Source organism: Borreliella japonica (assembly GCF_030438115.2).
Classification (GTDB): domain Bacteria; phylum Spirochaetota; class Spirochaetia; order Borreliales; family Borreliaceae; genus Borreliella; species Borreliella japonica.
The window spans coordinates 87,055-102,773 of record NZ_CP124062.1 but is presented as its reverse complement, the minus strand read 5'-3'; the positions used below and the strand labels follow the sequence as shown (position 1 = coordinate 102,773).

Annotated in this window: 14 protein-coding genes; all 14 read left to right on the top strand. The window is 29.9% G+C overall.

From position 1 onward, the window contains the following. The first annotated feature begins 6 nt into the window (after positions 1-6). The gene (gene murI / locus QIA21_RS01105; RefSeq protein ID WP_301392820.1) at positions 7-789 is read left to right on the top strand and encodes a glutamate racemase; all 783 of its coding nucleotides are present in this window, start codon (positions 7-9) and stop codon (positions 787-789) included. After that, on the top strand, positions 786-1,709 hold the full coding sequence (gene rsgA / locus QIA21_RS01100) for a ribosome small subunit-dependent GTPase A (RefSeq protein ID WP_301392819.1): 924 nt from the start codon (positions 786-788) through the stop codon (positions 1,707-1,709). Before murI ends, rsgA begins: the two co-directional genes overlap by 4 nt. Then, positions 1,699-4,035, top strand: coding sequence for an endonuclease MutS2 (locus QIA21_RS01095; RefSeq protein ID WP_301392818.1), 2,337 nt, complete (start codon positions 1,699-1,701; stop codon positions 4,033-4,035). The genes rsgA and QIA21_RS01095 overlap by 11 nt, the downstream gene beginning before the upstream one ends. Before the next feature lie 5 nt (positions 4,036-4,040). Then, entirely contained in the window at positions 4,041-4,427 is a 387-nt protein-coding gene (locus QIA21_RS01090) for a hypothetical protein (RefSeq protein ID WP_301392817.1), read from the top strand. Between the two features lie 187 nt (positions 4,428-4,614). After that, positions 4,615-5,214 (top strand): V-type ATP synthase subunit E, encoded by a 600-nt coding sequence (locus QIA21_RS01085; protein ID WP_301392816.1) that lies wholly within the window; start codon positions 4,615-4,617, stop codon positions 5,212-5,214. Positions 5,215-5,223: 9 nt separating this feature from the next. Next, positions 5,224-5,769: a hypothetical protein gene (locus QIA21_RS01080; protein ID WP_301392815.1), complete on the top strand. Its 546-nt coding sequence runs from the start codon at positions 5,224-5,226 to the stop codon at positions 5,767-5,769. A 13-nt stretch (positions 5,770-5,782) separates the two neighbouring features. Further along, complete coding sequence (locus QIA21_RS01075) at positions 5,783-7,504, top strand: V-type ATP synthase subunit A (RefSeq protein ID WP_301392814.1); 1,722 nt, start codon at positions 5,783-5,785, stop codon at positions 7,502-7,504. 28 nt (positions 7,505-7,532) lie between these two features. Then, entirely contained in the window at positions 7,533-8,837 is a 1,305-nt protein-coding gene (locus QIA21_RS01070; protein WP_301392813.1) for a V-type ATP synthase subunit B, read from the top strand. 2 nt (positions 8,838-8,839) lie between these two features. Next, positions 8,840-9,439 (top strand): V-type ATP synthase subunit D, encoded by a 600-nt coding sequence (locus QIA21_RS01065; RefSeq protein ID WP_091973081.1) that lies wholly within the window; start codon positions 8,840-8,842, stop codon positions 9,437-9,439. 10 nt (positions 9,440-9,449) lie between these two features. Beyond that, a complete protein-coding gene (locus QIA21_RS01060; RefSeq protein ID WP_301392812.1) occupies positions 9,450-11,279 on the top strand; it encodes a V-type ATP synthase subunit I in 1,830 nt (609 codons plus the stop codon). A gap of 12 nt (positions 11,280-11,291) precedes the next feature. Beyond that, complete coding sequence (locus QIA21_RS01055; RefSeq protein WP_004790144.1) at positions 11,292-11,726, top strand: ATP synthase subunit K; 435 nt, start codon at positions 11,292-11,294, stop codon at positions 11,724-11,726. Between the two features lie 71 nt (positions 11,727-11,797). After that, positions 11,798-12,784, top strand: coding sequence for a hypothetical protein (locus tag QIA21_RS01050; protein ID WP_301392811.1), 987 nt, complete (start codon positions 11,798-11,800; stop codon positions 12,782-12,784). Positions 12,785-12,800: 16 nt separating this feature from the next. Then, on the top strand, positions 12,801-14,609 hold the full coding sequence (gene lepA / locus QIA21_RS01045) for a translation elongation factor 4 (RefSeq protein WP_301392810.1): 1,809 nt from the start codon (positions 12,801-12,803) through the stop codon (positions 14,607-14,609). Between the two features lie 119 nt (positions 14,610-14,728). Then, the gene (locus QIA21_RS01040; protein ID WP_301392809.1) at positions 14,729-15,679 is read left to right on the top strand and encodes an L-lactate dehydrogenase; all 951 of its coding nucleotides are present in this window, start codon (positions 14,729-14,731) and stop codon (positions 15,677-15,679) included. Positions 15,680-15,719 lie beyond the last annotated feature (40 nt).

The window sequence follows — 15,719 nt, the reverse complement described above, 5'->3', positions numbered from 1 at the left end:
TTTGTAATGAAAAATTTCAAAGAAGTAATAATTGTTTTTGATTCAGGAATAGGGGGACTTTCTTATTTTAAATATATTAAAAGTAAAATAGAAGGGTGCCAGTATGTTTATGTTGCCGATAATAAAAATTTTCCTTATGGAGAGAAAAGTTCTGAATATCTTTTAGAAGCAGTTTTGTTTTTAATTGAGAAATTTAAAAAAATTTACAATATTGGTGCATTAATTTTGGCTTGCAATACGATTTCTGTTAGCGTATACAATAAATTAAATTTTGTTTTTCCAGTAGTCTATACTTTGCCAGAGGTAAGTTCAGTTTCAGATCTTGCTTTAAAAAGAGTTCTTTTGATTGCGACAAATACTACGATTGAAAGTAAATTTGTTAAGGATCAAGTAAATATGCATGATGATTTAATTGTTAAAGCTGCTGGAGAGCTTGTTAATTTTGTTGAATATGGGAATAAGTACAGAAAAGATGCTCTTAGATGTTTGGAAGCTTTAAAGTTTGAAGTTGTAAACACCGATAGAGAGATTGTTTTTCTTGGATGCACGCATTATTTGCATCTTAAGACAATGATAGAAGATTTTTTAGAAATTCCTGTTTATGAGAATCGTGAATTAGTGACACAAAGTCTTATTAGATTGATGAATTTTTCTGAATATAAATGTAATTATCATAAAAATGATCTTGATTTCGTAGATGAGTTTTATTTAACTGGAAATGAAAATTTGACTTTTTATCAAAATTTTTGCAAAAAATATAATCTCCACTTTAAAGGAACGATAATTTGAATTATCTTGAATTTGAAGTTATTTGGGGAGTTAACAATATATATTCTATTTTAGAACTTGGCAGTAAATTAATTTATGAAGGAATTTTTAAGGGTAAGGTATTAGAAACGGGTTGTAAGGAGTATAGTCCTTTAGTTCCGGGAGATATAGTCTTAGGGTATATTTACGGCTCTCGTAAGGTATATATTGATAAGCGACTAAGTAGAAAAAATATTCTTTGGCGATATAACAGGAAAGCAGATCTTAGACAGATAATTGTTTCTAATATTGACAATGTTTTGATTGTAAATTCTGCTAATTTTCCTGAGATGAAAAATTTTTTTATTGACAGAGTTCTTGTTGTTGCAGAAGAGCAAAATATTGTTCCTGTTATTGTGATTAATAAAATTGATAAAGGAATAAGTCAAAGGGTTGAAGAATTCTCTGAAATTTATAAGAATTTAGGATACAAAGTTTTAAAAACCTCTGTTAAAACTTTTGAGGGCATTAAAGAAGTAAAAGAGGTTTTGAGAAATTCAAGAACTTCTTTTATTGGCCAGTCTGGTGTTGGTAAATCTTCTTTAATAAATTTGATTGATTCAAAAGCTTCTCAATCAGTAAATGAAATTTCACATAAGTATTCTAGAGGAAAACATACTACTGTTTATTCAATATCATTTCATTCTGAGAGCGGAATAATAATTGATACTCCTGGGATAAAGGAGTTTGGAATTGAAACATTATCTTTTGAGAATCTTAAGTATTATTTTAAAGAGTTTGAAAATTTTGCTAGTTTTTGTAAATATAAATCCTGCTTACATGTTAGTGAACCTTGTTGCTCTGTTACGAGTTCTTTAGGTAATGGTATTTCTAAGCTCAGGTACGAAAGCTATTTAAAGATTTTGTCAGAGCTTAAAAATTATAAAAATTATGCAAGATAAATATTTAAAAAATATTGATTTTTATGAAATTTTATCTTTAGTGTCTAAATACGTTTCTAATCCAGACACTGTTAATTTACTAAATAATCAAAAAATATTAAAAACAAGAGAAAGTTTAGAGAAAATGTTTTCTTTTGTTAATCTTATTAGAATGCTTTTTGAGAGTTATAAAGGATATCCAAATTCTTTTATAAGTAGCTTGAAATACCCCATTTCATTATTATCAAAAGAAAATTCAAGAGTCTCTATTGAAAATTTGAGAGACATTGTAGGGTTTTTAGATGAGGTTTTGAAAATAAATTCATTTTTGCATAAAAATAATGATATCAAGCATCTTAATGTTCGGATTTTATCTGATTTATTATTTTTAAGTCCAGAGCTAAAGAATTTGCTTAGTGAATTGAAAGAATATATAGATATTGATGCTCTTGAATTGAAAAGTGGTGTTGTAAAAGAATATGATGCGATTGAATTTGAAATTAAAAATTTAAATAGGCGAGTTGAAAAACAGATAAAAAGAATAATTAGCTTGAATGTAGAATATTTAGCTTCTAATTTTGTTTATTACAAATCTAATAAATATGCTCTTGCTCTTAAGTCTAATTTTAAAGGTAAAATTAAAGGCAATCTTATTTCTGTTTCGTCATCAGGTGAAACATTTTACATTGAACCAAATGATATTATAAATGATAACAATAGATTAAATTATTTGAATTTAGAAAAAAAAAGAATAATTTTAAAAATCTTACAGAATCTTTCCAGTAAAGTTCATAGCAATATTGTTCTTTTAGAGAATCTTTATAATAATTTTTTGTATTATGATTCTTTAAAAGCACGAGCGATTTATGGAATCAAAACTAAAGGGGTATTTCCTGAAATTTCAAATGTATTAAATATTTTCGATGCACATCATCCTTTGTTAAAAGATTCAAAGGCTATAGCTTTTACTCCTGATGAGAATCGTGTTGTAATTGTTACTGGTCCTAATGCTGGTGGAAAAACGGTAACTTTAAAGACAATTGGGCTGCTTAGTGCAATGTTTCAATTTGGGATTCCTATTCTTGTTAGTGAGTCTAGCACTTTTAAAATTTTTGATAACATTTTTATTGATATTGGCGATGAGCAATCAATTTCTAATTCTCTTTCAACTTTTTCAAGCCATATGAGTAATATTTCTTTTATTTTAAGACATGCTACAAAAAATAGTCTTGTAATATTTGATGAATTTTGTTCAGGAACAGACATTGACCAAGGGCAGGCGCTTGCCATTTCAATTCTTGAATATTTAATCAATATTGATTCTTATGTTTTAATATCAACCCATTATAATGCTCTTAAATATTTTGCATATACTCATGAGGGTGTTATTAATGCTTCTATGCGGATGGATTTAGAAACAATGCAACCTAATTATGATTTGATTTTTTCAATTCCCGGTGAAAGTTATGCGTTTAATGTTGCTAGTAGGGTTTTGATTGACAGTAGTATCGTAATTCGTGCTAATGAAATTTATTCATCTCAAAAGACAGAAGTTAATAAAATTTTAGAAAGATTAATAGAGAAAGAGAAAGATTTGCTTTTAATTAAAGAAAATATGAATAAGAAATTAATCCAAATTGAATTGCAAAAAAAAGAAGTAGAAAATCTTTATCAAGATCTTTTATTGAAAGAAAAAAATATTGAGATGGAACTTTTAAATGAGCAGAATGAATTTTTAAAAAATTCAAGAAAAGTTTTGGAAAATTTAGTTAGAGAAATAAAAGAAGGTAATATTAATGTCGTAAAGAATAAAGCTTTTATATCAGACTTGGAAAAAAATATAGACTTCAAGTTAAATAAAGTAAATTCTCTCAACAGTAAGAGTAATATAGCGATAGATTTTAAAATAGGAGATATGGTTAGAATAGTTAATTCTAATGTAAAAGGAAAAATAGTTGGAATTTCGAAAAAGAAGATTACCGTTAATGCAGGTACTTTTAATGTTAGTGTTTCCAGCTCAGAGATATCTTTAGAAAACTTTACAGAGCAGAAAAAAGAGGGCAGTAAAAATTTTAGCTTCTCAATTGATTATAGTAAGGAAAACTTGTTAAGTTTTACTGTTGATATTAGGGGTATGAGGTCTTTTGATGCTCTAGACTTTTTGAATAAGAAAATAGATAATATTATATTAAATGGCATTAATAAATTTGAAGTCATCCATGGAAAAGGAGAGGGTCATCTTATGAGAGAAGTTCATAATTTGTTAAAAGAGTTGAAGTTTGTTAAAAAATATTATTTTGCTCATCCTAGTGATGGAGGGGCAGGAAAAACTATAGTTGAGATTTAATTTAAGTGAATATAACGAAGTTTAATGAATTTGAAAATATATTGTTTAGCATTTGCCTTGATGTTGATTTTGTTCTTGAGGAGGAATTTGGCAATTCTTATGATATTCATCCCAATAGACCTTTTAGGGGTAAGACTGCAAACGGTCTTTTGGATGGTCTTTTTAGCGTTACAACAACTTTTACATTAGGCTATGGATCTAAGTTTGGAAGAGGCTATTTGATTATTATTGAGATATTAACTTTAAGTTTTGTTAATGATGAATTTTGGGATAAGATAAATAAAAAGGGTATTGAAATCTTTAGAGAAGGACTTAGAAATAAATTTCCAAGTAAAGATCTCGATATAGTGCTTGATGGCAATGTTTATAAAATTGTTGGGTCAATTTTATAATGATTGTATTATTTTCAATAATTGAGAGTAAGTATATTTTTTTGAAGTAGTATTGCTGTGCTAATTTGATATTTCTTATTGATATTGTAATATTTTTGATATTGAAAATTATTGTATACTTTTTTAAAGTTTTGTTTGCTAATAGGTTTTAAGTTATTATTTTTATGTTATATGATAAGGAGTTTTAATGCAATTTGAAGTAAAGGATCTGATAAATAAAATTAAAAAAGATGGGCTTGAAGAGGCTGAGAGAATATCTAATGATATTATTTTGAAGGCTAAAAAAGAGGCAGAAGAAATAGTTACTAGAGCAGAAGAAGATGCTAGAGTATTAAAGGTAAAATTAGAAAAAGAAGTTAATGATTATAAATGCCATGCCCTTGAAGCTTCTCGTCAGGCAATCAGAGATTTAATTATTGGTGTTGAGAAGAATCTTAAATCTCTTTTTGAAAATACTTTAAAAGATAACGTAGCAGAAGTTTTTAATGACAATAATTTCTTAGTAGATCTTATAATTAAAATAACGGATTCTTGGGTTAAGGAAGAAAAATTAGTTGTTCAATTAAATGAATCTGATTTTTCTAGCTTAGAGCAGATATTAAGACTAAAACTTGGAAATAAGCTTAAAGAAGGAATAGAGATTAAGCCTTTCAAAGGTACAAGCAAAGGGTTTAAGATTCAAAAAAAGAATATTGGTCTGTATTATGATTTTTCAGTGGAAACTATTGCAGACATTCTTTTTGATTATCTTAATCCAAGATTTAAGGAAGTTATAAAAGTGGTCTAGGAGACTTTTGTGTTGGATTCATATTATTATGTTTTATCTTCTTTGCCTTATATTGATTTAAAATCTTTAAAAAATTACAGCGTTTTAGATTTTTTGAATAATGTCGAAATTTCTTTAAGCAAAAAGGACTTCAATTTTTTAAAAGGGTTGCTAGAATTTAAGGTAGATAAGGGTAAGTCAAGAGTTATTGATCTTTTTTTTGATTTTGAAGATACAATAAGATATACACTTGCAGCTTTAAGGGCAGAAAAATTGGGGTTATCCAAGGATTTTTATTTAGAATCTTCTTATTTTTCGAGTTATTATCTGAGTATTTTGAGAAATATTTGTTTGAAAGAAAATTCTTTTGAAATAGAATTAGGCTTTGACCTTCTTAAGTGGCAATTTTTGACTGATCTTGAGGTTGGGCATGAATTTGATTTTGAAAAATTAATAATTTACTTTTTAAAGCTAAGGTTATTTTTAAGGCATAATTTATTTAAAGAAAAATTAGGTATTCAAAATTTTGACAATATTTGTCAAAATTTAATTGATAAAACTAATGAAAAAGTTTAGAAAAGGAATTTTAATGAAGACAAAAGGAAAAGTTGTTGGAGTGAATGGCAACTTAGTTGCTATTGAGGTAGAAGGTTCAGTTTCTATGAATGAAGTTTTATTTATAAGGACTGCTGGTAGAAATTTAAAAGCCGAAGTAATTCGTGTTAGAGGGAATGAAGTTGATGCGCAAGTTTTTGAATTGACAAAAGGGATATCTGTTGGAGATGTAGTTGAATTTACAGACAAGCTTTTAACAGTTGAATTAGGGCCAGGTCTTTTAACTCAAGTTTATGATGGGCTTCAAAATCCTTTGCCCGAGCTGGCTGTTCAATGTGGATTTTTTTTAGAAAGGGGGGTGTATTTAAGACCCTTGAATAAAGATAAAAAATGGAATTTTAAAAAAACTTCCAAAATTGGAGACAGAGTTATTGCAGGTGATTTTTTGGGTTTTGTAATCGAAGGAACTGTTCATCACCGAATAATGATTCCATTTTATAAAAGAGATTCTTATAAAATTGTGGAAATTGTAAATGATGGTAACTATTCGATTGATGAGCAAATTGCTGTAATTGAAGATGATTCTGGTACAAGACACAATATTACAATGTCTTTTCATTGGCCTGTTAAAATTCCTATTACTAATTATAAAGAACGACTTATTCCTAGTGAGCCTATGTTGACCCAAACTAGAATTATAGATACATTTTTTCCAGTTGCCAAAGGAGGAACTTTTTGCATTCCAGGTCCTTTTGGGGCTGGAAAAACGGTTCTTCAGCAGGTCACAAGTCGAAATGCTGATGTTGATATAGTGATTATTGCAGCTTGTGGTGAGCGAGCAGGAGAAGTTGTAGAAACTCTTAAGGAGTTTCCCGAGTTGATAGATCCAAAAACCGGTAAATCGTTAATGGATAGGACTTGCATTATTTGTAATACGTCTTCAATGCCAGTTGCAGCTAGAGAAGCTTCTGTTTATACCGCTATTACTATTGGCGAGTATTATAGGCAAATGGGCCTTGATATTCTTCTTTTGGCAGATTCAACTTCAAGATGGGCTCAAGCTATGAGAGAAATGTCTGGTCGCCTCGAGGAAATTCCTGGTGAGGAGGCTTTTCCGGCCTATCTAGAGTCTGTTATTGCTTCCTTTTATGAAAGGGCAGGTATCGTAGTTCTTAATAATGGCGATATTGGATCTGTAACAGTTGGTGGTTCTGTAAGTCCTGCTGGTGGTAATTTTGAAGAGCCAGTTACTCAAGCAACTTTAAAGGTTGTAGGAGCATTCCATGGACTTACAAGAGAAAGGTCTGATGCTAGGAAATTTCCAGCTATTAGTCCTCTTGAATCTTGGAGTAAATATAAAGGTGTTATTGATCCTAAAAAAACGGAATATGCAAGATCTTTTTTGGTAAAAGGTAGCGAAATTAATCAAATGATGAAAGTTGTTGGAGAAGAAGGCATAAGTAACGAGGATTTTTTAATTTACTTGAAATCTGAACTACTTGATTCATGTTATTTGCAACAAAATTCATTTGATTCTGTTGATGCTGCTGTTAATGCGGAGCGTCAAAATTATATGTTTGATATAGTTTATAAGATTCTTAAAACTAACTTTGAGTTTTCTGATAAGCTTCAAGCAAGAGATTTCATAAATGAATTAAGGCAAAATCTTTTAGACATGAATCTTTCTTCTTTTAAAGATTATAAGTTTAATAAATTGGAGCATGCTTTGAATGAATTGGTAAATTTAAAAAGGTAATTTAGAGGATTTGGAGAAATATATATATATGAAAAGAGTCTACAGTAAAATAGAGTCTATAGCAGGCAATGTAATAACTGTTACAGCTCAAGGTATTAAGTACGGTGAGCTTGCTATTGTGAAAGCAAAAGATACAAGTTCTCTAGCCGAAGTAATTAAACTTGATCGAGAAAAAGTTTCCCTTCAAGTTTATGGTGGTACAAGAGGTGTTTCTACGTCAGATGAGATAAAATTTTTAGGACATTCAATGCAAGTTTCATTTTCTGATAATTTGTTGGGTAGAATTTTTGATGGTTCTGGAAATCCTAGAGATGGAGGCCCTTCTCTAGATGATAATTTGATTGAAATTGGAGGACCTTCTGCAAATCCCGCAAAACGTATTGTTCCTAGGAATATGATAAGGACAGGACTTCCAATGATAGATGTTTTTAACACTCTTGTTGAATCTCAAAAATTACCAATCTTTTCTGTTTCTGGTGAACCTTATAATGAGCTTCTTGTAAGAATTGCACTTCAAGCAGAGGTTGATTTGATAATTCTTGGTGGAATGGGGCTTAAGCATGATGATTATTTGACTTTTAAAGATTCTTTAGAAAAAGGAGGAGCTTTAAGTAGAACAATTTTTTTTGTTCATACTGCTAATGATTCTGTTGTTGAATCTTTAACTGTTCCTGATATTTCGCTTTCTGTTGCTGAAAAGTTTGCTCTCAAGGGTAAAAAAGTTTTAGTTCTTCTTACAGATATGACAAATTTTGCTGATGCGATGAAAGAAATATCTATTACAATGGAGCAAGTACCTTCTAATAGAGGTTATCCTGGAGATTTATATTCTCAGCTTGCATATCGTTATGAGAAAGCTATTGATTTTGAAGGTGCAGGATCGGTTACAATACTTGCGGTTACAACTATGCCGGGTGATGATGTTACTCATCCTGTTCCTGATAATACTGGTTATATTACAGAAGGTCAGTACTATTTAAAGGGCGGCAGAATAGAACCTTTTGGATCGCTTTCAAGGCTCAAGCAAATGGTAAATAGTAAGACCAGGGACGATCACAGGACTATAATGGATTCAATGATTAAGCTTTACGCATCTTCAAAAGAATCTGTAGAAAAGAAGGCTATGGGATTTAATATGACTAAGTGGGATGAGAAATTACTCAAGTATAGCAACATGTTTGAAAGCAAGATGATGGATTTGTCTGTTAATATTCCTTTAGAAGAGGCTTTAGATTTGGGTTGGGATATTCTTGCTAGTTGTTTTAGTCCAAAAGAAACAGGAATAAAAACAGACCTTATTGAAAAATATTGGCCTAAAAAAGAGACCTTTTGATTATGCCTAAAATTAAATTGACCAAAAATGATCTTAAAAAGCAAAAAGATGAACTTAAAATGTTTAATAGATATTTGCCTACTTTGCAGCTTAAGAAGCAACAGCTTTATATGGAAATTGTTAGAATTGAGAATTCTTACAAAATCAAAAATCTTGAGCAACAAAAACTTAAGGATAGTATTTCAAATTGGATTTCTCTTTTTGGCGAGAAATTTCCTTTTGAGAGTTGGATTCAAGTAAAAACAGTGGTAAAGAAGTCTTTAAATATTGCAGGGGTTGCAATTCCTATATTTGATTCTATTGAATATGAAGATATAAGGCATGATTTACTTTTTACTCCTTATTGGGTAGATAAGGGGATTGAAATTCTTAAAATTGTGATTCAAATTGATGTAGAGCTTAAAATTTTAAAAAAACAAATCGCTTTGCTTTTAAAAGAGTTTCGAGTAACATCCCAAAGAGTTAATTTATTTGAGAAAGTGATGATACCAACAGCTAAAGCTAATATAAAAAAAATTAATATATATCTTGGAGATCAGCAAACTGCAGCTGTTGTAAGAGGTAAAATTGCTAAGTCTAATTTGATTGATAAAAAAAGATAGGAACAAGCTTATGATTGTAAAAATGAAAAAAATTTTACTTTTGACTTTATCAAAATATAAAAAAGAATCATTAGAGATTTTAAGAGATTTTGGAGCAGTTCATATTAATTATTGTAATAAAAGTTCGGATTCCTTAAAAAAAAGCATTGATGATCGGCAAATTTTAATACAAGCTTTTTCGCTACTTAGAGAAGATGGAGGTGTTAAGGCTTTAAAATCTTCTAATGGTAATTTTTTGGATATTGCAAAGAGCATAGTCAATTTAGGTAATGAGATTAAAGAATTTCAAGATATTAAACGATCCTTATTGCATGAAAGGAGTTTGATTTCTGTTTGGGGGAGTTTTTCTTTAGAGAATGTTAACAAATTGAAAGAATCTAACATTTATATTCACTTTTTTAAAATCCAAAAAAGTGAATATAAAAATTTATTAAAAGATCCTAATGTTAATGTTTTTTTGATTAAAAATGTAAAAAACACTTCTTATTTTGTAAGTGTTGGTGAGTTTGAACAAAAAATTGAGATTGCTGATGAGTTTAAGTTTAATTTTGATCTTGATTATATTAATAATAAATTAAAGGTTGTTGATGAGATTTTGGATCAAAAATTGACCCAAATTTCTCTTTTTAATAAATATATTGATATTTTAAGGGATGAAATAAAAAAATATGATCAAATTGTAGAGTTTGAGCAAGTTTTAGCTGATATGCAAACCGATTTTGAGGATTTTTCGTATATTACAGGATTTGTTCCAGCTGAAAGTCAAGAATCTCTTAAAAGCTCTGTGTTAAAAGCAGGTTTTGCAGTTCAATTTGCAGATCCTGAAGAAAACGATATTATTCCAACCTATATAAAAAGGAAAGGAATCGCCAATTTAGCTGCTCCTATTTTTAGTATTTTAGAGACAATTCCCGGATATAAAGAAAGAGACATAAGTTTTATTTTTATGTTATTTTTCTTTGTGTTTTTTGGTATGATAATAGGTGATGCAGCTTATGGAGTGATATTTTTTTTGATAGGAATTTTGCTTAGTTTGAGTTTTATTCTTAAAGGTAAGCCTTTAACTTCAGTTCATGGGTTAATATTTTATCTTAGTGTGTCATCGATACTTTATGGTTCTATGACTGGGACTTGGTTTGGTAGTTCTTTAGTTCTTGAAATGTTTCCTATTTTGAATTCATTTAAAGTTAGTTATTTGACAGAGAAAAATAGTGTTCAAAATATTATCTTTATTTGCTTTTCAATAGGAGTTTTGCAAATTTCATTAGCTCATGTTTGGAATTTTTTCAGACAAGTAAAAGAAAAGCCCCATGTTCATTCAATTGCACAGATTGGTTGGCTTACATGTATATCTGGTCTTTATTACCTTGCTTTGAATTTAATACTTAGTCAATCTCGATTTCCCATGTATAATGCTGTTTATAATATAATATATTTTGGTGTTGCACTTGTATTTGTTTTTGGCAAGCAAGATGGTTCAAATTTTTTCAAGTGCATATTGAAAAGTTTTGGGGGCATTATAGAGCAGTTTTTAACCACTGTGTCAGGGTTTGCAGATATAATATCTTATATTAGGCTTTTTGCAGTTGGACTTGCGGGGCTTTCAATCTCAGCAAGTTTTAATGCTATGTCAATGCCTTTGTTAAAATCTTCCAATGTTGGCTTTATAGTAGCCGGGATTATTGTTATACTTTTTGGGCATGTTTTAAATATAATGCTATCTCTGCTTTCAGTGATTGTTCATGGGGTAAGGCTTAATATGCTTGAATTTTCGAACCATTTAGGGCAAGAATGGAGTGGGCACGCTTATAAGCCTTTTAGAAAAATAAAAAAAAAATAAAAAGGAGTACTTATGGATATAGGTTTAATAGGAGTTAATTCAGCTCTGACAATCTCAGCAATAGGTTCTGCATTGGGTATGGGAGCAGCAGGTAGTGCTGCTATTGGAGCATGGAAGAGGTGCTATATGCAAGGAAAACCAGCGCCATTTCTATTGATTGTTTTTGTCTCAGCACCATTGACTCAAATAATATATGGATATATTTTAATGAACACGTTATATGAGGTAATGATGCAGACTAATCCATGGTTGCTGCTTGGAGCTGGTCTTGGTGGTGGATTTGCGATTGCTGTTTCTGGATTTGCTCAAGGTAAGGCAGCAGCAGGTGCTTGTGATGCTTTTTCTGAGACTGGGAAAGGATTTGCTACATACCTATTAGTTTTGGGCTTAATAGAATCCGTTGCTCTTTTTGTAATGGTATTTCTAATGATATTTAAGTTTGTTTAATTTTGATTTATTATTTATTTTAATATTAAATTTTCTCGTAATTTATGAGTTAATTTAATATATTTGTTGTTATGAGAAAATTGGTTTTAATTTTTTTTGTTTTGCCTTTTTCTGTTTCTTTGAATTCTTCAAATAATAAAAATTTTCCTTATTGGATTTTGCTTGAAAAAGGTAGACAATTTCTTTATTCTAAATCTGAATTTAGTAAGTCTAATCTTACACATGCTATTAATTATTTGCAGGAAGCTTTGCTTAGAAAAGGTGTTTATCCCGAAGCCAGCTATTATTTGTCAGTAGCTTATGGCATGTCTGGCAATACTGTTCTTGAAAAATTAAACCTTTACAAGTCTTTTGAAGATAAAGATTATTTGATAGATGAATCTTTTGAAAAAAAAATACTTTTTTCTTTAGCCAAAATGGCCGAACTTGAGAATAATTATGTTGATACGATTGATTATTTAAATGATATATTAAATAAGTTTTCAACCAAAAAAGATTATTATAGTTATCATGATTATTCTCAAGGTAAAAATACTACACCAAATAATAAATTTAATGTTTCATTTTATTTAACTTCTTATTTAAAACAAGTAAGAGGAGCTTTTGGTATTGATTTTACTTTTAATCTTTACAGATTTAAGAACTACAATGTTATTGATACTCACCAATTATTGTCAAAAGTTTATTTGCGCCTAAGGGCTTATGAACTTTCAATTACTCATGGACTTATAGCTGCAGTGGGGATTTTAACAAGAATGTATGATTATGTTTGTTATTATGAATCTGTGTATCAGTTTAGGAATTTAAGGTCTTTTGTTCAAAAAATTAATGAGTATAAGGAAATAAAAAATGCTTTTGAATCTACAGATTTTTGGGAAATAATTTATAATGTTGCTGTTGCTACCTATTCATATTCTAATGGTAATTATGGATTTAGAGCAATAGATACTTGGAAATTAATAGTGGATCTTGCGCCAAGATTTTCTCCTTATATTGCTAAATCAAGAAGCCAAATTAAAAATTCTGTATTTAAAAAAAAGATAAATTTTAAATCTTGATTTGTAGTTCGGGGGAGTGAGTATTAGTATTTGTAAAAAAAATTTTTGCATTATTGCACACATTGATCACGGTAAATCGACATTAGCCGATAGGTTTATTCAAAAGGCCAAAATAATATCTGATCGCGATTTTAAAAGTCAAATGCTTGACAGTATGGATATTGAGCGAGAAAGAGGAATTACAATAAAAAGTCAGGCAGTAACAATTACTTATAAAAGTAATGATGGTGATTTTTATGAGTTAAATTTTGTAGATACTCCAGGTCATGTTGATTTTTCTTATGAAGTCTCAAGAGCAATTTCATCTTGTGAGGGCGCTCTTTTATTAATTGATGCAAGTCAGGGAATACAAGCTCAGACGGTTTCTAATTTTTATATGGCCTTTGAGCATGATTTAGAAATTATTCCTGTTATTAATAAGATAGATCTTCCAAATGCTAATATTGATTTTGTAAAAAAGCAAATAAAAAATGATTTAGGATTAAATGAAGAAATTGCTATTTTGATTTCTGCTAAGAATGGAATAGGAATTGATAATTTGCTTGAAGCTATTTGTAAGCATGTGCCATCTCCTAAAGGAAGTATTAAGGATCCATTAAGAGCATTAATTTTTGATTCGCATTATGATTCTTATAGAGGAGTTGTTGTTCACTTTAGGATTTTCGAAGGACAAATCAAGACAGGCGACAAAATTAGGTTAATGCATACCGATAGTGAGTATTTAATTGAGGAGATTGGGGTTTTTAAAATATCTCTTGAAAGAAAAGATAGGTTAGAAGCAGGGGATGTTGGATATTTTATTGCAGGAATAAAAAATATATCAGATGTGAAGATTGGAGATACAGTAACTCTTTGCAATTGTTCCGCATTATCTCCCCTTGAGGGATTTAAAGAAATTAAGCCTGTAGTGTTTTCTTCAGTGTATCCTGTTGATGCCAATCAATATGATGACCTTTTAAAGGCAATGGATAGATTAAAGCTTAATGATGCATCGTTAACATTTGAAAAAGATTCATCATCGGCTCTTGGCCATGGTTTTAAGTGTGGGTTTCTTGGTCTTTTGCATTTAGAGGTTATTCAAGAACGTATTGAGCGTGAATTTGATTTAAATGTGATATTGACTTCTCCTTCTGTTAGATACAAAATAATTCCTAAAAAGGGAGAATCTTATTTTATTGAAAGTCCTGAACAATTTCCTGGAAATGAAGCTATTGAAAGTGTGCTTGAGCCTTATATTAGAGCTAATATTATTGTTCCTACAGAATTTTTAGGAAATATTATGAGTGTATGTTTGTTGAAAAGAGGAGTGCAGACAAATTTAATTTATCTTGATACTAAGCGCGTTGAGCTTATTTATAAAATGCCTCTTTCCGAAATCCTTTTTGATTTTTATGATAAGATTAAATCTGTAAGTCGTGGATATGCTTCTTTTGATTATGAACTTTTAGATTATGAATATACGGATTTAGTAAGATTAGATATATTAGTAAATGGGGATAAGGTTGATGCACTTTCTCAATTGGTTTTTAAAGATAGTGCAAGAACTAAGGCTGCTGGGATTTGTAAAAAGTTGAAAGATGAAATATCAAGGCAACAATTTAAAATAGCTATTCAAGGTGCTATTGGCTCTAACGTTATTGCTAGAGAGACAATCTCTCCTGTTAGAAAAGATGTTACTGCCAAGTGTTATGGTGGTGATATTACTCGTAAGCGAAAACTTTTGGAAAAGCAGAAAGAAGGCAAAAAGCGAATGAAGATGGTAGGAAATGTTGAGATTCCACAAAGTGTTTTTCTTGCAGTTCTGAAATCTAATAATGATAATTAAATATGTTTTTAATTATTTAAGGTATGTGATTGGCAAATCCTTTAGAAATGCGATAAAATATTTTTGTCATTACTTATTTAAAATTAGTTGTATGTAGTTTAAATTTATATGGAGTTATTATGCTTAAGTCTAATAAAGTTGTTCTTATCGGAGCTGGTGGAGTGGGTTCAAGCTTTGCTTATGCTTTGACAATAGACAATTCGCTTGTACATGAACTTGTAATTATTGATGTTAATGAAAATAAAGCAAAAGGTGAGGTCATGGACCTTAATCATGGCCAAATGTTTTTAAAGAAGAATATTAATGTATTGTTTGGGACTTACAAAGATTGTGTTAACGCAGATATTGTTGTAATTACAGCAGGGCTTAATCAAAAACCTGGTGAAACAAGACTTGATTTAGTTGATAAAAATTCTAAAATTTTTAAAGATATTGTAACCAATGTTGTGTCTAGTGGCTTTGACGGTATTTTTGTCATTGCAACTAATCCTGTAGACATTATGACTTATGTTACAATGAAATATTCCAAATTTCCTATTCATAAGGTTATAGGCACCGGTACTATTCTTGACACTTCAAGGCTTAGATATTTTTTAAGTGCTCGTTTTAATGTGAACACTCAAAATGTACATTCATATATTATGGGGGAGCATGGTGATAGTTCTTTTGCTACTTGGGATGAAACAAAAATAGCAATGAAGCCTTTATCAGAATACCTTGCTGAAGGCAAAATAACTGAGCTAGAGCTTGATGAAATTCATAAAAAGGTTGTAAATGCTGCTTATGAGGTGATTAATCTTAAGGGAGCAACTTATTATGCTATTGGGCTTGGTATTAAGAATATTGTAAATGCAATAATTGGGGATCAGAATATTATCCTGCCAATATCTTCTTATATTAATGGCCAGTACGGGGGATTAGTTAAAGATATTTATATTGGAGCACCTGCCATAGTTTGTAAAGAAGGAGTCAAAGAAGTTTTAAACTTTAAGATAAGCTCCAAAGAGCTTGATAGTTTTAACAGTTCTGCTAATCAGCTTAAAAGCTATATTGATAAAATAACTTTTTAGTTTTGAGAAGTGAAATTTTAATTTTAAGACCCCCAATATT